At 66.8% G+C, this 20,461-nt stretch carries 20 protein-coding genes; 9 read left to right on the forward strand and 11 right to left on the reverse strand.

Translation table 11 applies throughout. The features are described from left to right. Positions 1-43: 43 nt before the first annotated feature. The 6 genes from ACTFO6_RS09880 to ACTFO6_RS09905 form a co-directional block, all read right to left on the reverse strand. Positions 44-517, reverse strand: coding sequence for a hypothetical protein (locus ACTFO6_RS09880; protein WP_439934298.1), 474 nt, complete (start codon positions 515-517; stop codon positions 44-46). Between the two features lie 9 nt (positions 518-526). Further along, positions 527-1,624, reverse strand: coding sequence for an SGNH/GDSL hydrolase family protein (locus ACTFO6_RS09885; RefSeq protein WP_439934299.1), 1,098 nt, complete (start codon positions 1,622-1,624; stop codon positions 527-529). A 395-nt stretch (positions 1,625-2,019) separates the two neighbouring features. After that, positions 2,020-3,168 carry an acyl-CoA dehydrogenase family protein gene (locus ACTFO6_RS09890; protein WP_439934300.1) on the reverse strand — a complete coding sequence of 383 codons (1,149 nt, stop codon included), beginning with the start codon at positions 3,166-3,168 and terminating at the stop codon, positions 2,020-2,022. Beyond that, a complete protein-coding gene (locus tag ACTFO6_RS09895) occupies positions 3,168-4,736 on the reverse strand; it encodes an amino acid adenylation domain-containing protein (protein ID WP_439934301.1) in 1,569 nt (522 codons plus the stop codon). The genes ACTFO6_RS09890 and ACTFO6_RS09895 overlap by 1 nt, the downstream gene beginning before the upstream one ends. A 12-nt stretch (positions 4,737-4,748) precedes the next feature. Then, complete coding sequence (locus tag ACTFO6_RS09900; protein ID WP_439934302.1) at positions 4,749-5,000, reverse strand: acyl carrier protein; 252 nt, start codon at positions 4,998-5,000, stop codon at positions 4,749-4,751. A 27-nt stretch (positions 5,001-5,027) separates the two neighbouring features. Next, complete coding sequence (locus tag ACTFO6_RS09905) at positions 5,028-7,562, reverse strand: hypothetical protein (protein WP_439934303.1); 2,535 nt, start codon at positions 7,560-7,562, stop codon at positions 5,028-5,030. A 254-nt stretch (positions 7,563-7,816) separates the two neighbouring features. Between ACTFO6_RS09905 and ACTFO6_RS09910 the strand changes: the two genes are divergently transcribed. Both ACTFO6_RS09910 and ACTFO6_RS09915 read left to right on the forward strand, forming a co-directional pair. Beyond that, entirely contained in the window at positions 7,817-7,987 is a 171-nt protein-coding gene (locus tag ACTFO6_RS09910; protein WP_439934304.1) for a hypothetical protein, read from the forward strand. Next, a complete protein-coding gene (locus ACTFO6_RS09915; RefSeq protein WP_439934305.1) occupies positions 7,984-8,310 on the forward strand; it encodes a hypothetical protein in 327 nt (108 codons plus the stop codon). Before ACTFO6_RS09910 ends, ACTFO6_RS09915 begins: the two co-directional genes overlap by 4 nt. A gap of 57 nt (positions 8,311-8,367) precedes the next feature. Here ACTFO6_RS09915 and ACTFO6_RS09920 read toward each other — a convergent pair whose 3' ends face one another. Then, the gene (locus ACTFO6_RS09920) at positions 8,368-8,907 is read right to left on the reverse strand and encodes an NUDIX hydrolase (RefSeq protein ID WP_439934306.1); all 540 of its coding nucleotides are present in this window, start codon (positions 8,905-8,907) and stop codon (positions 8,368-8,370) included. A gap of 252 nt (positions 8,908-9,159) precedes the next feature. Between ACTFO6_RS09920 and ACTFO6_RS09925 the strand changes: the two genes are divergently transcribed. Then, positions 9,160-10,221: an AAA family ATPase gene (locus ACTFO6_RS09925; RefSeq protein ID WP_439934443.1), complete on the forward strand. Its 1,062-nt coding sequence runs from the start codon at positions 9,160-9,162 to the stop codon at positions 10,219-10,221. A 21-nt stretch (positions 10,222-10,242) separates the two neighbouring features. Continuing rightward, positions 10,243-11,487 (forward strand): vWA domain-containing protein, encoded by a 1,245-nt coding sequence (locus tag ACTFO6_RS09930; protein WP_439934307.1) that lies wholly within the window; start codon positions 10,243-10,245, stop codon positions 11,485-11,487. Positions 11,488-11,508: 21 nt separating this feature from the next. Here the strand turns inward: ACTFO6_RS09930 and sfsA are convergent, their stop codons facing one another. Both sfsA and ACTFO6_RS09940 read right to left on the reverse strand, forming a co-directional pair. Further along, positions 11,509-12,213 (reverse strand): DNA/RNA nuclease SfsA, encoded by a 705-nt coding sequence (gene sfsA, locus ACTFO6_RS09935; protein WP_439934308.1) that lies wholly within the window; start codon positions 12,211-12,213, stop codon positions 11,509-11,511. Next, positions 12,210-13,340, reverse strand: a complete 1,131-nt coding sequence (locus tag ACTFO6_RS09940) for a GNAT family N-acetyltransferase (protein ID WP_439934309.1) — start codon at positions 13,338-13,340, stop codon at positions 12,210-12,212. The genes sfsA and ACTFO6_RS09940 overlap by 4 nt, the downstream gene beginning before the upstream one ends. Positions 13,341-13,435: 95 nt before the next feature. On the opposite strand from ACTFO6_RS09940, the gene ACTFO6_RS09945 reads away from it, so the two are divergent. Beyond that, the gene (locus ACTFO6_RS09945) at positions 13,436-13,774 is read left to right on the forward strand and encodes a P-II family nitrogen regulator (protein ID WP_439934310.1); all 339 of its coding nucleotides are present in this window, start codon (positions 13,436-13,438) and stop codon (positions 13,772-13,774) included. Positions 13,775-13,824: 50 nt separating this feature from the next. On the opposite strand, the gene ACTFO6_RS09950 is transcribed toward ACTFO6_RS09945, so the two are convergent. Together ACTFO6_RS09950 and trxB are read right to left on the reverse strand one after the other, a co-directional pair. Further along, a complete protein-coding gene (locus ACTFO6_RS09950; RefSeq protein WP_439934311.1) occupies positions 13,825-14,400 on the reverse strand; it encodes a Smr/MutS family protein in 576 nt (191 codons plus the stop codon). 38 nt (positions 14,401-14,438) lie between these two features. Further along, complete coding sequence (gene trxB / locus ACTFO6_RS09955; RefSeq protein WP_439934312.1) at positions 14,439-15,389, reverse strand: thioredoxin-disulfide reductase; 951 nt, start codon at positions 15,387-15,389, stop codon at positions 14,439-14,441. A gap of 131 nt (positions 15,390-15,520) precedes the next feature. Here trxB and ACTFO6_RS09960 point away from each other — a divergent pair, with 131 nt between their 5' ends. The 4 genes from ACTFO6_RS09960 to ACTFO6_RS09975 all read left to right on the forward strand — a co-directional run bounded on the left by ACTFO6_RS09960 (position 15,521) and on the right by ACTFO6_RS09975 (position 20,454). Further along, entirely contained in the window at positions 15,521-17,812 is a 2,292-nt protein-coding gene (locus tag ACTFO6_RS09960; RefSeq protein WP_439934313.1) for a DNA translocase FtsK, read from the forward strand. 68 nt (positions 17,813-17,880) lie between these two features. After that, the gene (locus ACTFO6_RS09965; protein ID WP_439934314.1) at positions 17,881-18,471 is read left to right on the forward strand and encodes a DUF4124 domain-containing protein; all 591 of its coding nucleotides are present in this window, start codon (positions 17,881-17,883) and stop codon (positions 18,469-18,471) included. Then, on the forward strand, positions 18,471-19,103 hold the full coding sequence (gene lolA / locus ACTFO6_RS09970; protein ID WP_439934315.1) for an outer membrane lipoprotein chaperone LolA: 633 nt from the start codon (positions 18,471-18,473) through the stop codon (positions 19,101-19,103). The genes ACTFO6_RS09965 and lolA overlap by 1 nt, the downstream gene beginning before the upstream one ends. Beyond that, positions 19,090-20,454, forward strand: a complete 1,365-nt coding sequence (locus ACTFO6_RS09975) for a replication-associated recombination protein A (RefSeq protein ID WP_439934316.1) — start codon at positions 19,090-19,092, stop codon at positions 20,452-20,454. Before lolA ends, ACTFO6_RS09975 begins: the two co-directional genes overlap by 14 nt. The last annotated feature ends 7 nt before the right edge of the window (positions 20,455-20,461 follow it).

A 20,461-nucleotide genomic window follows, 5' to 3' on the forward strand; every position in this document is an offset into this window, starting at 1 on the left:
TTGCTCCCATGCTTCCCGTTCCTTTCAACCGGGCAGCTTTAGCTTACCCGACTGTCCAAAAAAACGTGACCGCCGCAGTGATCTTACCTGCGTGGATGTCTAACGTGTAGGTTAACGCCTGAAACGTGTAGAAGGAAATCCCGATAGGCAGAAAAATTTCGAGCGTGCCAAACTGAGCCGGAAGACCAACAAGCTCCAAAAGCTGCTGAAGCTCTGCGATGAAAAAGCCGAAGTACTTAAAATAGGCAAGGCAGCCGAGGCAGTAGGCCAGTGAAACAACAAGGTATCTGTTGCGGGCTCGCTGGCTTGCTGCATGAAGCATCGCGGAGCCGATCGTCCACTGCACAACAGTTGTGAAGGCAACAAGCCCCGCAAACCTCCAATCCCAAGTTGCGTAAAAATAGTAGCTTGCGAGAAGCAGCAGGTTTTTTCTCGCATTTGACGTATTCACAGCGTAGTGGACAGCTAGCCAGACTGTCCCTAGAAACGCAAAAAAGCCGAAACTGGTTAAACCCACGGCTGCAAGTCAATGAAGGTTAGCGACTCGCTCGATTGCGCTCAATGCGAGCTCTGCGAAGAGAATCTCTCCCTTTTCTGAAAAGTGAGTGGTATCTCCGAAATACGAAACATCCGCAGGTATGAGGGTTGCGGCATCCAAAAGCGTGACGTTTGCGGAGTGCGCAACATCGCGGATTGTCTCGTTGAAGCGATCGAGCGCTTCAAGAAGCGAATCAACCGTGTAACAGGGCCTGAAGTGAAGCGCGGAGGACGCACGCCTGCGACGCTCCTCTTCGGGCAGGGCCGAGGTAAAGCTGCGCGCACTGGTGGATAGGATAATCTTGATGCCCTCTCGATTTGCGATCTCGATCAACCGCATCAGGTCGCTTCTAAGTGAATCCGGGTCGAAGTCTGGAACTAGCGCTCTGGATTTCTGCGGCACGTTGGCTCGGAGCCAGGAGGTGTTCTTGGTGAGCAGCTCATAGGACAAGATCCAATTGGGCAAGACTGGGTAAGGAAGGTTATTACTTTTTTTCTGGTGCCTTTCACGAACCGGATTTTTGCAGCCGATATCATTGGCGCCCGGATACCAGATGACCATATCTATAGAGAGCGGGACCAGTAAGCGCTCAAAGAGCCGAATTTGATCGCGGATCGTGAGGCCGGCGATGCCCGCATTGATTACCCGAACCGTATTCATATTTTTCCGCGCTTTAATGAGTCTCTCCAGTTGTGCACTGGAAGTCTTGGAGTTGTCACGGGCATAAGTGCCCATTATGGTCGAGGCGCCGAGCAGTGCTATGCGCAACTCGTTTGTTACGGGAGCCAGAGGTATTTCTGGACCGCGCAGGCCTATAGAGTTGCTACGGATGATGAAATCCGCTCCACCTATCGTTGTGGATGGGCGAAGAAGCTTTACGCCTATTTCCTTGTTGTATTCGTATGTCGTTGCCCCTATTAAAAAGTTGAACACGCTTTGGCCGTATCTCAAGTGAGCCCTGATTTGCAGGGCCAGCTCCACGTTGCCGAGGAAGGCGAAGATCCATAGTAGGGTTTTGAGGAATTGTTTTTTTGCCGCCTCGTGCCCGTTGGCTTCGATTCTCGAGGAAATCCCCGCCGTAGCCATTGCTTCGCTCCTACCTTCGCTACAATAAGCACGTATGAACGGGGAAGTCATCTATCATGTCATGAACCAAGAATATTAAATTGCGAGCGCTTCTGATAAAAGGGGCCAAATGTAAATTGATATTTCGTAGGATGCTTCTCGCAAGTGTTGAGGCGTTATCGAGCCGGATCCCTTGATCTAGATCTAGACGCCGATGGCACTGATCAGCTCAAAGGAGGAATGGGCTAGGGGTAAGCCGCTAGAAAGGAGAGCCGGACCAAACAGCTACGGAGTGGCTCGAAAGCGCGGCTTCGCACCGGTATGGCTTATTGTGGGAGGATAGGCGCACTACTCTGTCTCGTGGCGGGAGGCTCCGGAACACAGCAACGGGCTGCTTGGCCTCCTGCTATCGCCGCTCAAAGCCCCAGCCAGCGGGCGATGATGTTGCGCTGCATTTCGGACGTGCCCGAGTAGAGGGTGCTGCCCACGGCGTCCCGCAAGGCCCGCTCCACTTCGTATTCCGTCATGAAGCCGTAGCCGCCGTGCACCTGGACCGCGTCGAGGGCCGTGCGGACCAGGGATTCGCTCACGAACAGCTTGGTGATGGAGGCGTCCAGCGAGGCGTTGCGCTGGTGTGCGAGGCGCCAGGCGGAGCGGTAGGTGAGGACGCGGGCCGCCTCCAGATGCACCTTCATGTCGGCGATCTTGTGGGCGACGGCCTGGAACTTGCCGATGGGCTGGCCGAACTGGGAGCGGGTCCGGGCGTAGGCGATGCAGGTCTCCAGCAAGCGCTCCATGGTGCCCACGTGGCACGCCACCAGCAGGGTGCGCTCCCAGTCCATGGCGGTGGAAAAGACCGCCGCGCCGCCTCCCACCGCGCCGAGAACGGCGTCCTCGGGCACGCGGGCGTCTTGGAACACCAGCTCGCCCACCGGGGACGTGCGCAGGCCCATCTTCTCGAACTTCCCGCCGGCGGAAAAACCGGGCGTGCCTTTCTCCATCAGAAAGGCGGTCACGCCGCCGTGGAACCCCTTGGCCGGGTCGGTCACGGCGAAGACCACCGCCAGGTCGCCCACCGGTCCGTTGGAGACGAAGGTCTTGGTGCCGTTCAAACGCCAACCTCCGCCGGCGCGCTCCGCCCGGGTGCGCATGGCGAAGGAATCCGAGCCGGCACCGGGCTCGGTGATGGCATGCATGCCGATCAGGCTTCCGTCGCACAGCCCGGGGAGGTAGCGTCGCTTTTGGGCTTCGGTCCCGTGGGTCGTGATGGGCGCAACGCAGGCGAGGAGATGGGCGCACAGGGAAAAGCTCAAGCCCCCGTCGCGGCAGCCGTAGCCCAGCGCCTCCAGGGCGATGGCGCAGGACAGGGGGTCCAGGCCGCTGCCGCCGTATTCCTCGGGCGCCGGAAGCCCCGGGAGGCCGATCCCGGCGCACTTGCGCCACAGCTCCCGGGAGAAGGTCTGATCCCGGTCCCGTTCGGTTACCCCCTGGTTCAATTCCCGCTGGGCGAATTTGACGATGCTGTCGCGCAGCAGCTTCTGCTCGTCGGACAAGGAGAAGTCCATCAGACCATTTCCTTCAATCGCTGATAGTCGACTTTGTCGGTGGAGGTCTTGGGCAGCGCTTCGCACCAGACGAAGTGGTCGGGAATCATGTAGGCGGGAAGGACCTCGCTGCAGAAGCGTTTCAGCTCGATGAGGGAGGGGCGCTTGCTTTCCCGGCAGCTCAGGAAGGCTTTGATCTTGACGCCCGCCTCCTCGTCGGGAAGGGCTACCACCGCCGCTTCCTTGACCAGGGGATGGCGATAGAGCCCGGCCTCGATCTCCCCCAGCTCGACCCGGTAGCCGCGCCGCTTCACCATGCGGTCGCGCCGCCCGAGGTAAACGTAATTTCCGTCATTTCCCTCTACCACGATGTCGCCGGTCTTGTACCACCGCACCCCGTCCCCGTCGGTGAGGAAGGCGGCGGCAGTCCGCTCGGGCAGGGCCCAGTAGCCCTGCATCACGCCCCGCCCGCTGATGCAGAGTTCTCCCTCTTCCCCCTGCTGGACCTCGCGCCCCTCTCCGTCCACCACCTTGCTGCGCAGATGGGAGCACACCCGGCCGATGGGAAAGGGGGCGGTGCGCTCCTCCGGGATCGGGAGCGGCACCTCGTAGAAGGTGCACACGTTGGTTTCGGTGGGCCCGTAGAGGTTGAAATACCTCGGGTGGGGCCACCACCGGGTCAGGGTCCGCAGGTGCTTCACCGGAAAGACCTCGCCGGCGAAGAGCACCAGGCGCAACGCGGAATAGTCGTGGCTTGAAAGGCTTCCGTACTGGGCCAGCAGGCTCAGGATGGAGGGGGCCGAATACCACACGCTGATGCGCTGCTCGGCGATCAGGGGCGCGAGGCGCAGGGGATCTTTGCCCGCGTCCTCGGCCACCAGGACCAGGGCCGCGCCGTGCTTCAGGGCCACGTGGATGTCCAGAATGGACAGGTCGAAGTGGAAGGGCGCGTGGGAGGAGAAACGGTCGGTGGCGCGGGGCTCGAAGACCTCGGAGCACCAGTCGACGAAGCTCACCCCGTTCTCGTGGGACAGCATGACCCCCTTGGGTTTGCCCGTGGAACCGGAGGTGTACAGGATGTAGGCGAGATCGCCGGGCCCGGGCATCGCGGTGGTCGTCAGCGGGGCGGGGTTTGCGGCGTCCGCCTGCTCCAGGGCCCGCGCCAGGGCGGCCCCGCCCCCGGCCCCCTCCAGGACGAAGGAGGACGGCACGGCGCCCAGTTGCGCCAGCTCGGCCTCCAGCTTTTCCTGGAAGCGCCGCTCCAGCACCACCGCCCGCACGGCGCAGTCGTGCAGGATGTAGGCGTTGCGCGAGGGCGGCGCGCCGGGATCCACCGGCACGTAGGCGGCCCCCGCCTTGAGAATCCCGTAGATGGCCGCCACCGCGTCGATGGACTTGCGCAAATAAATCCCCACCCGGTCGCCCGGCTGCACGCCCAGGGTCCGGAGGCGATCCCGGACCCGGTCGGAGAGCGCTGCCAGCTCGCGATAGGTGATCTCCCCCGCGCCCGGCTCCACCGCGGCGATGCGCTCCGGGTACCGCTCGGCGGCGCGGATGAAAGCATCGTGCAGCACGCAAGGCGTTTCCATGGTCTCGCCTCCTTAACCTTGCTTGGAACGGATGAGGGAGGCGATCTGGGCGAGGGTGTCCAGGTGCTCCGGGTCCGTTTCATGGGCCTGGAGCGTCACCCCGAAGCGCTCCTCGATGAACAGGACGAGCTTCAGCGTGGCGATGGAATCGAGCACGCCCCCCGTGATGAGGGGTGTCCCATCGGTCAGCTCGTCGGGGCTTTCCCCCGGCAGGAACTCCCTGAGGATGAATTCCTTGACGGCGCTCTTGATGTCCTCTGTCATAGTGGCCTCCCTGGCCGCGCGCGATGATCAGTTTCTCGATACCTGCCGCTGGTGATGGAAAATGGCTTCCTGCTGCTCCTGCAGCGCCTTGTAGAGGCGGGAAGCGATCAGTTCATGGCCGCGCCGGTTGGGGTGATCGTCCCACTCCGCGAGGCGGATCGAGGAGATGTCGTGGTTTTTGTAGACGTCCGAGAGATCGATCACGAGGAAACCGGTTTGCTGCGCCCGGCGCAGGGTCTCGGGGGTCTCTTCCTGCCAGGCGCCCTCCCGGACTTGGGGCAGGAACACCAGCACGGGGATGGCCTTCGCGGCGCGGGATTGCTCGACGATGCGCTGGTAGACCCGGGACAGGATCTCCCCGCTTAAGGGCGCAAGCCGCTTGAGGGCGGTGGCCTCGTCCATCTCCCGGTTGAGCCCCGCTTGAGCGACGATCTCCCGCAGCGGCGCGTACGGGATCTCGATGTCCTTTTGCACCACTTCCACCATGTATCTCGCCGCGCGGGAGATCTCCCGGCCTGTCGCCACGTAGAACACCGCATCCGGGCTGAACCCGAGCGCCTTCTCCAGCGCCACCAGTTGCTGGGGCGGCTGATAGCCAGGAACGCCGAAGTTGAGGATCTCGATCTTGCGCCGCCCGGCCTCGGCGGCGTCCCGGTTCAACCGCTCTTCCAGCAGCGCCTCGAACGTTTCCCCGTCGCCGACGCCCCAGCCCATCACCAATGAGGCGCCCAGCAGAGCGATGCGGTAGGTGCCGGGCGGCGGCATTCGCTCGTAGTCCCGATCCCGCATGCCCCAGCGGTTGATGCTGAGGGTGCCGAAGTCGGCTTTCGAGACGAAGGAGGGAATCAATTCCACCTGGGCGAAGCCGCCGCTGAAGCGCTTGAGATTCGCCCCCTGCACGTCCAGCCAGTTGGCGGGTCTTTTCGTGTACACCTCCCAGAGCTGGGAGTTGAACCGGTCCACCGAGAGCAGGTTTTCGTAATAGCCGCGCTCCAGCTTGGCGACATCCAGGCGGCTCAAGCGCCCGGAGCGCAGGGAGTGGATGGCGGTGGCCACTTCGGTGCCGAACTGGGAGTGCACCCCTTCGATGCCGATTCCCACCAGGGCCACAAGGGCAGCCACGGTGGCGACCCGGGCTCGCAGCCAGAGCTTCGCCTCCTGTTCCGAGGCGCGAATGTTGCGCACCCCGCCGCGTTCGATGCTGCCCAGCAGGATCACCCCCAGCACCAGGGCGGGGATGGCGAGCGCCTCCCAGCTCGATTCCCCGCCGAGGGCCGACCACAAGGACAGCCATTCGGGGATAGACTCGGCGGTCCAGAACGACCACAGCACGCAGATGCACCAGAAGACGGCGAAGGTCTTGAGGGTGGTGACGCCGAGGCTGCGCCAGGTCTGGACGGATTTGCCCAGGGTGCGGCGGCGGCCGTGTTTGATTTCGTAGAGACCGTTCAGGACCACCAGGACGCCCAGGATCATCCAGAACAGGATGTCCTGCCACGCCAGCAGGGCGGTGCCCCGCAGCCAGAACCACTGGTAGGCGTGCAGGAACCAGGTGAGGAGGAACACGTACAGGGTGGCCAGCACCATCGCCTTGGTGGTGCCCAGGCCCCGCAGCTTGAACACCGCCGGGTAGTAGAAGACCTTCTGCATGAAGTCCTTCCAGTAGATGTTGATGCGGCGCCAGAAGTCGGTAAAACTGGCGGCGAGGAGATAGCGGTGATGGGTCTCGGGCAGGCGGAAGCCGAAGAGATAGAGCATGCCCACGATCAGATGGAACAACCCGGACACGCGCAGGTAGAGAAGAAAATTCGCCACCAGGTATTGCATCAAGGTGCCCGGACCGGTCACCTCGGAGGGGGCCAGGGTGAGGTAGTAATAGACGAACCGGTACAGGATCAGGTGAATGACGCCGCGCAGCATCCAGTCGATGCCCACCTGGTAGATACGGTACGCGTCGTCGTCGAAGTAATTGCGCCGGAACGCCTTGTAGTCCACCACCGGAAACAGGGGGAAGCAGGCGTTCGGCAGCATGAAGAAGTAGGACAGGGTTCGGACCGGCGATACCGGCGTCGTGTCGTGGCGCAGATCGTAGAAGTAGACGATCAGCCGGAACATGAACATGGAGCCGAGGATGGGCCATACGGCGTCGGACACCGGACCCTCCAGCCACTTCGCCCGCAGCGCCGCGAGGAGCCCCCCCGCCGCGGCGAGCAGCACGCCGCGGGCGAAGAAGGACACCGGCAGGTGGCAGATGCCGATGAGGATCAGCCCGATGGCGATGAGCCGCAGCCCGTGGGTGAGATCCAGCGCCACTACGATCCCGGCCATGGACAGGGCCAGGAAGAAAGGCAGCCGCAGCCGCAGGGGTAGCAGGGCGTGGATGGCGAAGCCGGCGAAGGCGAGGAGAGCGAGCCGCAGGAAAGCAGGACTTTCGATCTGGAACTGCCGCAGCAGGAGCGTGAGCAGCCCGAGCTGGGCCAGGATGAACAGGTACTGGGGAAGGCGGATGCGGCCTTCGGTCAGGGCGTCTGCAGCGGCTCCTGCCCCCGTGCGTTCCACCACGGCACTCCTCCCTTTCCGCGCCGCGGTCCGCCCGCGGTGCGGCTTTTGTACGGGGCGCTGAGGTAGGGTGGGAAAGACCCAGAATCTTGCTGCTTCCCGGAGGACGCGGGTCGCCGCCGCCCCAGCTCTGCCGCCTCACGCCGTCAAGGCGCAGGACATATCATACAGCGGATTTTTTACGGGAATTCCCCCGCCCCCCGATTTCTTTGGACACCGATTTAGGGCAACATGCCCCGTGACCAAAGGAGGTATCCGTGTCGAAGAAACAAGCGGTGAAGGGGCGATTCTTCGCCCGCAGAAAGGCCGAGGCGGTGTTGCGATTGCTTCGGGGGGATCTCGGTCTCCGGTCGCGGGAGCTCGGTGTCACGGCGGCCAAGCTCTCCGAGTGGCGTGAGACGCTTCTTGCCGCGGGCGGGCGCGCTTGAAGAGCCGCGAGCCCTCGCCCAAGGACGAGGAGATGGCGCGCCTCAAGGCCGTGGTCGGCGAGTTAACGATGCGTCTTGAGCACTGGCGCGAGGCGCTCCGGCGCCTCCAAGGCAGGGCTCCCTTTGGAGCTGCTGAGGTCGAGGCGATGAGCCGCGAGGCTTCGCCGTCCACGAATCACTGCTACGGCGTCTTCCTGTTCGCGGCCGAATGGCAGGCCGCGCGCTCGACGGTGTACGCGGGGCGCGGAGCACCGTCGAGCGCCCACCCCGCCGCACCACGACACCCTGCACGCCGGGTGGGCCTGTGGAAGGGGAGGGATTAAACGCTGCATCCCATCCCGCGGCAAAAGGCCCACCGCGTAAATGGGCGCGACAGGGCCTTATTTCTTCGCCGGCTCGATGGTGCCCACGTGCAGGGTGAACTCACCGCGGCCGCGGTCGGCGAAGTAGTCGCGCAGGGTGGCGTGGATGGTGCGGAAGGCGAGTTCGTTCCAAGGCACTTCGGGCTCGGCGAAGAGCTTCACTTCCAGGCTCTCTTCGCCAGGACGGAAGTCGAGGTCCAGCAGCCGGGCGCGGAACATGAGGTACACCTGGTTTACGTGGGGCAGGTTGTACACGGTGTAGAGGGGTCCCAGCTCCACCCGCGCGCAGGCCTCTTCCATCGTTTCCCGCAACGCGGCCTGGAAGGTGGTCTCGCCGTTCTCCATGAACCCTGCGGGCAGGGTCCAGTAGCCGTAGCGCGGCTCGATGGCGCGACGGCACAGGAGCACCCGGTCTTCCCATTCGGGAATGCAACCCACCACGATCTTCGGGTTCTGGTAGTGGATGGCGCCGCAGGCGGGGCAGACGTGACGGGGCAGGGTGTCGCCCGGCGGCACCCGGTATTCCACCCGGGCGCCGCAGTTGGAGCAGAAATTCATCGGCGGATCTCTGAACCGGCGCACGTTAGCAAAAATCCCCTTTCCTGACTAGAACCATCCCAAAATAGGCGCGTAGAGCGCCGCCGAAACGCGCCGAACAGCCTGGTGAACGCAGCGCCAGGGCCCACGGCTGCGCCCACTCTACCCTTCGCGCGCCGCGGCGGGCATCCGGCGCGGAGCCGGCCCCGGCGCCGCTGGCTGCCCTTCCGCTGCAGGTTTAGAATGCATCGAGCCCCCGAGGTTGAAAACCCAGTGCGTCCTTCCCACATCGCCGCCATCCTGGAGCGGGAGCTCGACGCCGCCGTCTCTGGCGAGCATACGCCCGTGATGTTGTGGGGGCCGCCGGGGGTGGGGAAGTCCCGCATCATCGGGGACCTCGCCCACCGCCACGGCGTTGCCCTGATCGACCTCCGCCTTTCCCAATTGGAGCCCACGGACCTGCGGGGCATTCCCTTCCGCGCCGGGAACCGGGTGGAGTGGTCCGTGCCCGCCATGCTCCCCGACCGGGAGCGCCACGGCGACCGGGGCATCCTGTTCCTGGACGAGATCACCTCTGCCGCGCCCACGGTGGCGGCGGCGGCCTATCAGTTGATTCTGGACCGGCGCCTAGGGGAATACCAGGTGCCCGACGGCTGGGTCATCTTCGCCGCCGGCAACCGGCCCGGGGACCGGGGCGTGACCTATGTGATGCCGGCGCCGCTGGCCAACCGCTTCACCCATTACGAAGTGGAGCCCCACCTGGACGACTGGGTGGCCTGGGCCCACGCCCACGGGATCGATCCCCGGATCATCGGTTTCCTGCGCTTCCGCCCCGACCTGCTGTTCGATTTCGACCCGGCGCGCCACCCCGTCGCCTTTCCCTCCCCCCGTTCCTGGGAGTACGCCCACCGGGCCCTGGTCAAGTTCGACCAGGAGGAGGCGCTGCTCCTGGACGCCCTGCAGGCGTGCGTGGGCGCTTCCGCGGGCATCGAGCTCAAGGCCTTCATCGACACTATGGAGCGCATGCCCGACGTGGACGCCATCCTGGAAGGGCGGGGCGAGCGGGTGCCCGACGAAGTGGACCTGCAGTACGGAGTCGCCGCGGCCCTGGTGCGCCGGGCCGTGCAGGCGAGCCGCGGGCCCGACGCGCGCCGGGTCCTCGGCAACATCCTCAAGTACGCAACGGCCTTTCCCCAGCGGGAGCTGGGGGTGATGCTGGTCGCCGACATGCACCGCTCGGTGGGACGGCCCTTGATCGACCTGCCGGAGTTTTCCGACTGGGCCAACTCCATCACCGACCTGGTGCTCTATGAGCGGCCCCTGGCGGGGCCGTAAGCCGCGACGGGGGTGCAGGCGATGGACGCCGCCATCGACACCAAGCTGCGGGCGGCCCGCACCCGGCTGATCCTGGATACCCCGTTCCTGGGGGCCCTGGTGCTGCACCTGCCCCTCACGCCGGCGGATCCCCGGCGGGTTCCCACCGTGGCCACCGACGCCCGGGCCTTCTATTACAACTCGGCCTACATCGCGGGGCTCTCCCTGCCCGAGACCCAGTTCGTGCTGGCCCACGAGGCCCTCCACTGCGCCCTCGGCCATTTCGTCCGCCGCAGCCACCGGGTGCGCCGCCGCTGGGACGTGGCCTGCGACCACGCGGTCAACTGGCTGCTGGTGGAGGAAGGGTTAAAGCCCCCGTCCGGGGCGCTGCTGGATCCCGCGTTCCGGGGCCTGGCCGCGGAGGAGATCTACCCCCTCGTGCCCGAGGACACCCGGGAGGCGCCCCTGGACCTGCATGCCTTCGACGGGGGCGGGGAGGCCCCGGACCGCCTGGCGGCGGGAGCTACCCCGGGGGAAGCGAGTCCGGAAGGCGCAAAAGGCGGCGGACCTTCCGGCGATCTGGCCCTGGAAGCGGCGGCAGTGGGCCGCCTCAGGGCGGGAGCGGCGGCTCTGGGGGCGCAGGCGCTCCCGGCCATGGGGGGCGAGGAGCTTGCCGGCCTCTGGCGCATGCGCCTCGCCGCCGCCGCTCAGCAGGCCCTGCGGGCGGGCCGGCTGCATGCGGGATGGCAGCGGCTCGTGGACCGTTTCATCGAGCCCCGGTTGCCCTGGCGGGCCCTGCTGGAACGCTTTCTCCGGACTTGCGGGCGGGACGACTACAGCTTCCAGCGTCCCCCGCGCCGGGAGGGGGAAGCGATCCTGCCGCGCCTAGCGAGCCGGGCGTTGGAGGTGGTGGCCGTGATCGACGTGTCCGGCTCCATCGGCCAGGAGGAGCTTACCGAGTTCGCCGCCGAGCTGAACGCCCTCAAGAGCCAACTGCCGGCCCGGGTCACCCTGCATGCCTGCGACGAGCGGCTCGCCCCCGAAGGGCCGTGGGTGTTCGAGCCCTGGGAGGCCTTGCGCCTCCCGCCCCGGATGACGGGGGGCGGCGGCACCCGCTTCACGCCGGTCTTCGAGTGGATCGAGCGCCAGGACCTGTGCCCCGACGCCCTGATCTATTTCACCGACGCCCTCGGCGAATTCCCCGAGCGAGCGCCCCCCTATCCGGTCCTGTGGCTGGTGAAGGGCCGGGAGCCGGTGCCCTGGGGAGAGCGTGTCCAGTTGAACTGAGCGCTGACCCGCGGGCGCTTCTCAGGGGCATACCACGGGAACACGCTCCACCAGGACGATCTCTTCCAGGCTGACCCGGGCCCGGTAGGCCACCGCTTCCACGCCCGCTGCCAGGGCCTCCCGCAGAGTTCTGCCGTAGGTCGGGTCGATGGCATCGGCGGGGCGCACCTCGTCCACATCGCTCCGCTGCACGCAGAACACCAGCACCGCCCGTTGGCCGCGGCTCACCACGTGCATCATCTCGTGCAAATGCCGGGTGCCCCGGCTGCTCACCGCGTCGGGGAAGAGAGCGATCCCGCCGCTCACCGCTGCGGTCACGTTCTTAACCTCCACGTAGGCGAGGCCGCCGCGGGCGGAGGAAAGCAGGAGATCGGCCCGGCTCGACGAGCCCTCGTAGCGGATCTCCCGCCGCTCGAGGCGATAACCCTCCAGCTCCCCCACCACGCCGCCCGCCAGGGCCTCCTCCACCAGCCGGTTGGATCGGCCCGTGTGGATGCCCACCAGCACCCCGTCCGCCTCCACCAGCTCCCAGGTATAGGTGAGCTTGCGCGCCGGGTTGCGGCTGCGGGAGAGCCACACCCGGCTGCCGGGGGTCTGACAGCCTAGGAGCGACCCGGTGTTGGGGCAATGGGCCACCACCAGGCCTTCCGCCGTTTCCACGTCGGCGAGGAAACGCTGGTAGCGGCGCAGGAGCCGGCCTTCGGTGAGGGGCGCTTCGAACCTCACGGCAGCGCTTTGAACGGCGAGCGCTCGGCCAACTCGTCCATGTAATGGTCCATGCCCGCTGCTTCCCGCGCGAGGGCCTCTTCCACGGCCCGGGCGAACCCGGGATGGGCCAGCCAGTGGGCGGACCAGGTACGCACCGGGAAGAGCCCCCGGGCCAGCTTGTGTTCCCCCTGGGCGCCGCCCTCGAAGCGCTGGATGCCCTGCCCGATGCACCACTCGATGGCCTGGTAATAGCACGCCTCGAAGTGCAGACCGGACACATACTCGACGGCGCCCCAGTAACGCCCGTACAGGGTGGAGGCGCTGCGCACGAAGAAGGCCGCGGCGAGGGGCCTGCCGTCCCGGCGGGCGATGGCGAGCAGGACGTGCCGGGGCAGGGCCCGCCCGAGCCGCAGGAAGAAATCCAGGGTGAGGTAGGGCGTGGAGCGGTGAAGGCGATAGGTGCGGGTGTAGCAGCGGAAGAAGAAGCGCCAATCCTCCTCCCGGATGTCAGGGCCTTCCAGCCATTGGAAACGGACGCCGGCCTCGGCCACCCGGCGCCGCTCCTGCCGGATCTTCTTGCGCTTGTCGTGGGTGAAGGTCGAGAGGAAATCCTCGAAACGGGCATAGCCCCGGTTGAACCACTGGAACTGGACGCCTTGGCGCACGGTGAGGCCCGCCTGCTCCAGGTCCGCCTTCTCCTCTTCCCGGGGAAACAGGACGTGGAGCGAGGAGGCCTGGGTTTCATGCGCTAGGGCGAGGGCGGCGTCGAGGAGTTGCAGCCGCGTCTCGCTCGAGGGCGCGAGGAGTCGCGACCCAGTCGCCGGCGTGAAGGGCACGGCGCACAAAAGCTTGGGGTAGTAGCGCAGCCCGTGGCGGCGATAGGCCTCCGCCCAGGCCCAGTCGAACACGTATTCGCCGAAGGAGTGGGTCTTGAGGTAGAGGGGCATGGCGGCCAGGAGCTCGCTGTCCCGCCACAGGGTGGGAAAGCAGGGCGTCCAGCCGGTGGCGGGGGCAGCGCACCCCGAGTCGTGGAGGGCGCAGAAGAATTCGTGGCTCAGGAAGGGGTCCTCCCCCGCCAGCCGGTTCCAGGCGTCCCGGTCCACGCCGCGGAGATCCTCCAGGATGCGCAGCTCAGCCTTCGCCATGGTCCTCAGGGAATCGGCACCATCCGATGGTAAACTCCCAGGGCAAGGCCGGCGGTGCAGGCCACACGATGCATTCCTATTCTTGGAGCCGAACCATGAAAAAGATCGAGGCGGTGATCAAGCCGTTCAAGCTGGACGAGGTGCGGGAAGCCCTCTCCGCCATCGGGGTGACCGGACTCACGGTGACGGAGGTGAAGGGCTTCGGGCGGCAGAAAGGCCACACCGAGCTGTACCGGGGCGCCGAGTACGTGGTGGACTTCCTGCCCAAGGTGAAGGTGGAGGTGGTGCTGCCCGAAGCCCTGGTGGAGCAGGCGATCGAAGCCATCGTCAAGAGCGCCCGCACGGGCAAGATCGGCGACGGGAAGATTTTCGTCACCTCGGTGGAGCGGGTGGTGAGGATCCGCACCGGCGAGACCGACGAGGCGGCGATCTGACCGGCAGGACGTAAGCGACGCAGGAGAAGCCCGGGGAATCCCTGTTCCCCTTACCCCTTCCGGTTTTCCGCCTTGAGCAGCACCAGCATCGCCCCCGTGCCGCCGTCCGCCGGATGAGCTGGGCTGAAGGCCAGCACTTCCTCCCGCTGCATGAGCCAGTGGCGCACCTTGATTTTGAGCACCGGCTCTCCGTTCTTCGACCTCAGGCCCTTGCCATGGATGATGCGCACGCAGCGCAGGCCCCGCCGCTGGCAGGCCTTGAGGAACTCGGCTGTCTGAGCCCGGGCGGCTTCCCGGTTGAGGCCGTGGAGATCCAACTGGTCCTGCACCACCCAGTGACCCCGGCGCAGCTTGCGCAGCACCTGCCGGGACAGGCCCGGGCGTACGAAGGAGAGGTCCCCGTCTGCCTCCACCAGGGTTTCCCAGGGGCCGCCCGCCAGGGACTCGGCGAGAACCTGCTCCTCGTCCCGCAGCCGCTGGTAGGCGATGGGGGCGGGGCGCTCGGACACCGGCTCGATCCGGCCGCTCTCGGGAAGCCGCGCCACGTCCCGCACCGCCTGGCGGAACAGATCCAGCTCCGTCTCGTCCAGCGGCGGCACCCCGCCGATCGCGAAGCGTTCCTTCATGGCGGTCTCCCACCTCATGCCCGACGACCGGCACCCGATCAGCCGAGCTCATCCAGATATTTCTGCGCGTCCAGGGCCGCCATGCAGCCGGAGCCGGCGCTGGTGACCGCCTGGCGGTAGACGTGGTCCTGCACGTCGCCGGCGGCGAAGACGCCGGGGATGCTGGTGGCGGTGGCGTCGCCCTCCAGGCCGCTGCGGGTGATGATATAGCCGTTTTTCATCTCCAGTTGCCCGGCGAAGATTTCCGTGTTGGGCTGGTGGCCGATGGCGATGAACACCCCCTGGACAGAGATCTCCTTGCTGGCCCCACTCTGGGTGTGGCGCAGCCGCACGCCGCTCACCCCGGAGCCGTCCCCCAGGATTTCCTCCACCACGTGGAACAACTCCAGGGCCACCTTGCCGCTTTTCACCTTCTCCATCAGCCGGTCCACCAGGATGGGTTCGGCCCGGAACTTGTCGCGCCGGTGCACCAGGGTGACCTTGGCCGCGATGTTGGAAAGATAGAGGGCTTCCTCCACCGCCGTGTTCCCCCCGCCCACCACCGCCACGTCCTGGCCCCGGTAGAAGAAGCCGTCGCAGGTGGCGCAGGCCGAGACGCCTTTGCCCATGTAGGCCTGTTCCGAGGGCAGGCCCAGGTACTTGGCCGAGGCGCCGGTGGCGATGATGAGGGCGTCGCAGGTGTAGCTCGCCTGGTCGCCGATCAGGGTGAAGGGGCGCTCGGTGAGCCGCGCCGTGTGGATGTGATCGAAGATGATCTCCGTGCCGAAGCGCTCCGCGTGGCGGCGGAAGCGCTCCATCAGCTCCGGTCCCTGGACCCCGTCGGCGTCCGCCGGCCAGTTGTCCACGTCGGTGGTGGTCATGAGCTGGCCGCCCTGGGCCAGGCCGGTAATGAGGACGGGCTTCAGGTTGGCCCGGGCCGCGTACACGGCGGCGGTATAGCCGGCCGGACCGGAGCCGAGGATGAGAAGTCTGCAATGCTTGGAATTCATGGAGTTATTCGGAGGCCGGAAAATCGCGAAAGCGAAATGGTGAAGCAATTTCCCTGGCCTGTCGAGCGGGCGCCGGTGGTCCGCGGTGGGTCCGGCCGATATAATCCGACGGTTTATACTGGCGGTATTCGATGCGCTTCCCGTCCAAGAGCATGGCCGACAAGGCCAGCGCCAACCCCCTGCCGCCCAAGATCGCGGCCCTGATCCGGGAGTTCTGGTGGCTGGTCATGGTGGGGCTCGCCGCCTACCTGGCCCTGGTGCTCTTCACCTACAGCCCCGCCGACCCGGCCTGGTCCCGCAGCGGTGCCGCAGGCCCTGTCCAGAACGCTGGGGGGTGGGTAGGAGCGTGGACGGCGGACATCTTGCTGTACCTCTTCGGCCTCTCGGCCTACTGGTGGGTGGTGTTTTTCCTCTTCGCCGTCTGGTGGGGCTACCGGCGCATCGAGACGGTGACCTTCCTGGATAAGCGCTCCTTCGCGGTGGGAGGGAGCGGCTTTCTCCTGCTACTCCTGGCCAGCAGCAGCCTGGAGGCCCTGCGCCTCCATAGCCTGAAGGCGGTCCTCCCTGCGGGCCCCGGGGGCGTGGTGGGCCAGGCCCTGGGGGAGGGGCTCGCCGCGGGGTTCGGCTTCACCGGCGGCACCCTGGTACTCCTCACCCTGATCGCGGCGGGATTGAGCCTGTTCACAGGGTTGTCCTGGATTCGGGTGGTGGAGGGACTGGGCGCTGGGCTCGAGTGGGCGTACCAGCACTCTAGGGAGGCCGTCGCCGCCTGGCGGGACCGCCGGGAAGGGCGGGAGGCGCGGGAGCGGCGGGAGGAGGCGCTGGAGGAGGAGCGCCGGCGCCGGGAAGCCGCCCAGCCCCTGCGCATCGAGGCGCCCACGGTGGAGATCCCCAAGTCCCAGCGGGTGGAGAAGGAAAAGCAGGTGCCCCTGTTCGAGCACCTCCCCGACTCCCTGATCCCGCCCCTGCACTTGCTGGATCCGGTGCTGGAAGACCGGGAGACGGTGAGCCCGGAGGTGCTGGAATACACCTCCCGCCTGATCGAGCGCCGGCTGGGGGATTTCGGCGTGGAGGTGAAGGTGGTGGCGGCCTACCCGGGACCGGTCATCACTCGCTACGAGATCGAGCCGGCGGTGGGGGTCAAGGGCAGCCAAATCGTCAACCTGGTGAAGGACCTGGCCCGGGCCCTGTCGGTGGTGAGCATCCGGGTAGTGGAGACCATTCCCGGCAAGACCAGCATGGGGCTGGAGATCCCCAATCCCCACCGGCAGGTGGTGAAGCTCGCCGAGATCCTAAGCTCCAAGACCTACGCGGACACCCCCTCCCCCCTCACCCTGGCCCTGGGCAAGGACATCGCCGGCAACCCCGTGGTGGCCGACCTCGGCCGCATGCCCCACCTGCTGGTGGCCGGCACCACTGGCTCGGGCAAGTCGGTGGCCATCAACGCCATGATTCTGTCCGCCGTGTACAAGGCGCCGCCTTCCCAGGTGCGGCTGATCCTCATCGACCCGAAGATGCTGGAGCTGTCGGTGTACGAGGGCATTCCCCACCTCCTCGCCCCCGTGGTCACCGACATGAAGCAGGCCGCCTCGGCCCTCGCCTGGTGCGTGGCCGAGATGGACCGGCGCTACAAGCTCATGGCCCAGCTCGGGGTGCGCAACTTGGCCGGCTACAACCACAAGATCCGGGACGCCCGCAAGGCGGGGGAGCCCCTCCTCAACCCCTTCCCCGTGGACCCGCAGAACTCGGAGCCCCTGGAGGAGATGCCCTTGATCGTCGTCTTCGTGGACGAGCTGGCCGATCTTATGATGGTGGTGGGGAAGAAGGTGGAGGAGCTGATTGCCCGGCTGGCCCAGAAGGCGCGCGCCGCGGGCATCCACCTGGTGCTGGCCACCCAGCGGCCTTCGGTGGACGTGATCACCGGCCTCATCAAGGCTAACATCCCGGCGCGCATCTCTTTCCAGGTGTCCAGCAAGGTGGATTCCCGCACCATCCTGGACCAGTCCGGGGCCGAGGCCCTGCTGGGGCAGGGGGACATGCTGTTCCTGCCCCCGGGCACGGGCTACCTCCAGCGGGTCCACGGGGCCTTCGTGTCCGACGCCGAGGTGCACCGGGTGGTGGACTTCCTCAAGCAGCACGGCGCGCCCCAGTACGTCCACGCGGTGCTGGAGGGCCCGGAGGAAGAAGGCCAGAACGGGAACGGGGGCAATTTCGAGGGCGAGGCGGATCCCCTCTACGACGAGGCGGTACAGATCGTGTTGCGCACCCGGCGGGCCTCCATCTCCCTGGTGCAGCGCCACCTGCGCATCGGCTACAACCGGGCGGCGCGGCTCATCGAGCAGATGGAGCGGGCGGGGCTGGTCTCCAGCATGCAGGCCAACGGCAACCGGGAAGTCCTGGTGCCGGACCGGGCGGACGATTGAGCTGCCGACACTTTCGCCGAGCCCGGGTGTCGAACGGCGTAGTCTCGTATTCCATGGGGGAGGCCGCCATGAACCGGACCCTCGTTTTTGCCGCCCTGGCCCTCGGTTGCGCCGGCGCGGCGGCGGAGCCTGCCTACAAGTGGAAGGACGCGAAGGGGGTGACCCACTACGGGGACACGCCTCCCTCGGGGGTGAGCGTCGAGCGGGTGATCGAGGACACCCGCTACCCGGTGAACCCGGAGGCCTGCCGCACCATCCGTTGCCAGTTGGACCGGATCCAGGCGAGCAAGCGGCTAGAGGCCGAGGCGGAAGCCTCCGCAGTTCGCGCCGATCCCTCCTGGGCCTCCCCTGCGGCCCGGGGCCTGCCCTTCGAGGTTTTCATCCACCTGCGGCGGGGCATGACCGAGTCCGAAGTGCTGGCCCGGGCTGGCCCGCCGGACCTGCAAACGGTGGAAGGGGTGGACGAAGTGCAGCAAACCCTGGCGGAGGCGCGGCCCGTGGGGCCGCGGGACGGGCGGGGCTTCTCCTCGATCAAGCTCATCGACAGCCGGATCTTGAAGACCTGGACCTATCTGCCCACGGCGAGCGACCCCTTCACCACCGTCATCACCTTCCGCGGCGGGCGGGTGGAGAACATCGAACGGATCAGGAAGTTCTGATGGTTTCCCGTTTCGTCCGCTGCCTGGTGGGGGGCGTGGTCGCCCTGCTCCCCTTGCTCGCCTGGGCCGGGGGGCTGGAGAAGCTTGACCGCTTCGTGGCCTCCACCGCGTCGGCCCGGGCCGAGTTCCAGCAGACGGTCCTGGACGCCAAAGGAACGACGGTGCAGCAGGCCCGCGGCACCATGGAGTTCCAGCGCCCGGGCCGCTTCCGCTGGACCTACGTGAAGCCCTACGAGCAGCTCATCGTGGGCGACGGGGAAAAACTCTGGATCTACGACCGGGACCTGAAGCAGGTCACCGTGCGCAGCCTCGGGGAAGCGCTGGGCGCCACCCCGGCGGCGCTGCTGGCGGGCAGCAACGACCTGCACGCGAGCTTCCATCTGAAGGAAGGGGGCAAGGGGCAGGGCCTCGAATGGGTGGAGGCGACCCCCAAGGCTCGCGAGACCCCGTTCCAGCGCATCCGTATGGGCTTCGACGGGGCGGGGACCCTGGTGGCGATGGAGCTGGAAGACGGCCTGGGCCAGACCACGGCGCTTAGGTTTTCCAACCTGCAGCGCAACCCTGCCATCGATCCCGTGCGCTTCCGGTTCGCGCCGCCGCCCGGGACGGACGTGATCGGTGAGGGCTCCTGAGCTCTTTCCCGAGCGGGAGCCGGCGGCTCCCCTGGCCGAGCGGCTGCGGCCCCGCACCCTGGACGAGGTGGTGGGGCAGGCCCACCTGCTGGGGCCGGGCAAGCCCCTGCGGCTCGCCTTCGAGTCGGGCAAGCTCCATTCCATGATCCTGTGGGGGCCGCCGGGGAGCGGCAAGACGACCCTGGCGCGGCTCATGGCGGGCGCCTTCCAGGCGGAATTCATCGCCCTCTCCGCCGTGCTCTCCGGAGTGAAGGACATCCGGGACGCCGTGGAGCGGGCGCGCCAGGTGCTCCAGTCCAGCGGTCGCCCCACGATCCTCTTCGTCGACGAGGTACACCGCTTCAACAAGGCCCAGCAGGACGCCTTCCTGCCCTACGTGGAGCAGGGGCTCATCACCTTCATCGGCGCCACCACCGAGAACCCTTCGTTCGAAGTGAACGGGGCGCTCCTCTCCCGCGCCCAGGTCTACGTACTCAAACCCCTCTCGGAAGAGGACCTGGCCCTCTTGCTGGAGCGGGCCCGGGCGCAGGCCTGCCCGGCCCTCGCCCTCTCCCAGGAGGCGCGGCGGCTCCTCACGGGCTTCGCCGATGGCGACGCCCGACGGCTGCTCAACCTCCTGGAGCAGCTCCACACGGCCGCGGCCACCGCGGGCGTTACGCAGGTGTCGGGAGAATTCGCCCGGGAGGCCCTGGCCCGCTCCGGGCGGCGCTTCGACAAGGGGGGCGACGCGTTCTACGACCAGATCTCCGCCCTGCACAAGTCGGTGCGGGGCTCGAGCCCCGACGCGGCCCTCTACTGGCTCGCCCGCATGCTGGACGGGGGCGCCGATCCCCTCTACCTGGGGCGGCGCCTGATCCGCATAGCGGCGGAGGACGTGGGCCTCGCCGACCCGCGGGCGCTGCGCATCGCCCTAGACGCGGTGGAAACCTACGAGCGGCTGGGCAGCCCCGAAGGGGAACTGGCGCTCGCGCAGGCGACCGTCTATCTCGCCTGCGCGCCCAAAAGCAACGCGGTCTACGCCGCGTATAATGAGGCTCGCGCGCTGGTGGCCCAGGACGCGTCGCGCCCGGTGCCGGAGCACCTGCGCAACGCCCCCACCCGGCTCATGAAGGCGCTGGGCTACGGGCGCGAGTACCGCTACGCCCACGATGAGCCGGAGGCCTACGCGGCGGGGGAGAATTACTTTCCCGAAGGCATGGACCCCCAGCGGTTCTACCGCCCCACCGGCTGGGGGTTGGAAGCGCGCATCGCCGAGCGGCTCGAGCACCTGCGCGCCCTGGACGCGCAGGCGAAGCAGGCGGGCGCAGCCAGGGACGGGGGCGCGGACAAAGGCCGCAAGCGAAAAACCTGAAACGCAA

The organism is Pelomicrobium sp. G1, assembly GCF_051905455.1.
In the GTDB taxonomy this organism is placed as follows: domain Bacteria; phylum Pseudomonadota; class Gammaproteobacteria; order Burkholderiales; family UBA6910; genus Pelomicrobium.

Bases quoted from the DNA above. Each gene is read 5' to 3' on its own strand.
- ACTFO6_RS09885 (WP_439934299.1), bottom strand. From the start codon at position 1,624: ATGGCTACGGCGGGGATTTCCTCGAGAATCGAAGCCAACGGGCACGAG.
- ACTFO6_RS09890 (WP_439934300.1), bottom strand. From the start codon at position 3,168: ATGGACTTCTCCTTGTCCGACGAGCAGAAGCTGCTGCGCGACAGCATC.
- ACTFO6_RS09895 (WP_439934301.1), bottom strand. From the start codon at position 4,736: ATGGAAACGCCTTGCGTGCTGCACGATGCTTTCATCCGCGCCGCCGAG.
- ACTFO6_RS09900 (WP_439934302.1), bottom strand. From the start codon at position 5,000: ATGACAGAGGACATCAAGAGCGCCGTCAAGGAATTCATCCTCAGGGAG.
- ACTFO6_RS09920 (WP_439934306.1), bottom strand. From the start codon at position 8,907: ATGAATTTCTGCTCCAACTGCGGCGCCCGGGTGGAATACCGGGTGCCG.
- ACTFO6_RS09930 (WP_439934307.1), top strand. From the start codon at position 10,243: ATGGACGCCGCCATCGACACCAAGCTGCGGGCGGCCCGCACCCGGCTG.
- ACTFO6_RS09940 (WP_439934309.1), bottom strand. From the start codon at position 13,340: ATGGCGAAGGCTGAGCTGCGCATCCTGGAGGATCTCCGCGGCGTGGAC.
- ACTFO6_RS09945 (WP_439934310.1), top strand. From the start codon at position 13,436: ATGAAAAAGATCGAGGCGGTGATCAAGCCGTTCAAGCTGGACGAGGTG.
- ACTFO6_RS09950 (WP_439934311.1), bottom strand. From the start codon at position 14,400: ATGAAGGAACGCTTCGCGATCGGCGGGGTGCCGCCGCTGGACGAGACG.
- trxB (WP_439934312.1), bottom strand. From the start codon at position 15,389: ATGAATTCCAAGCATTGCAGACTTCTCATCCTCGGCTCCGGTCCGGCC.
- ACTFO6_RS09960 (WP_439934313.1), top strand. From the start codon at position 15,521: ATGCGCTTCCCGTCCAAGAGCATGGCCGACAAGGCCAGCGCCAACCCC.
- ACTFO6_RS09965 (WP_439934314.1), top strand. From the start codon at position 17,881: ATGAACCGGACCCTCGTTTTTGCCGCCCTGGCCCTCGGTTGCGCCGGC.
- lolA (WP_439934315.1), top strand. From the start codon at position 18,471: ATGGTTTCCCGTTTCGTCCGCTGCCTGGTGGGGGGCGTGGTCGCCCTG.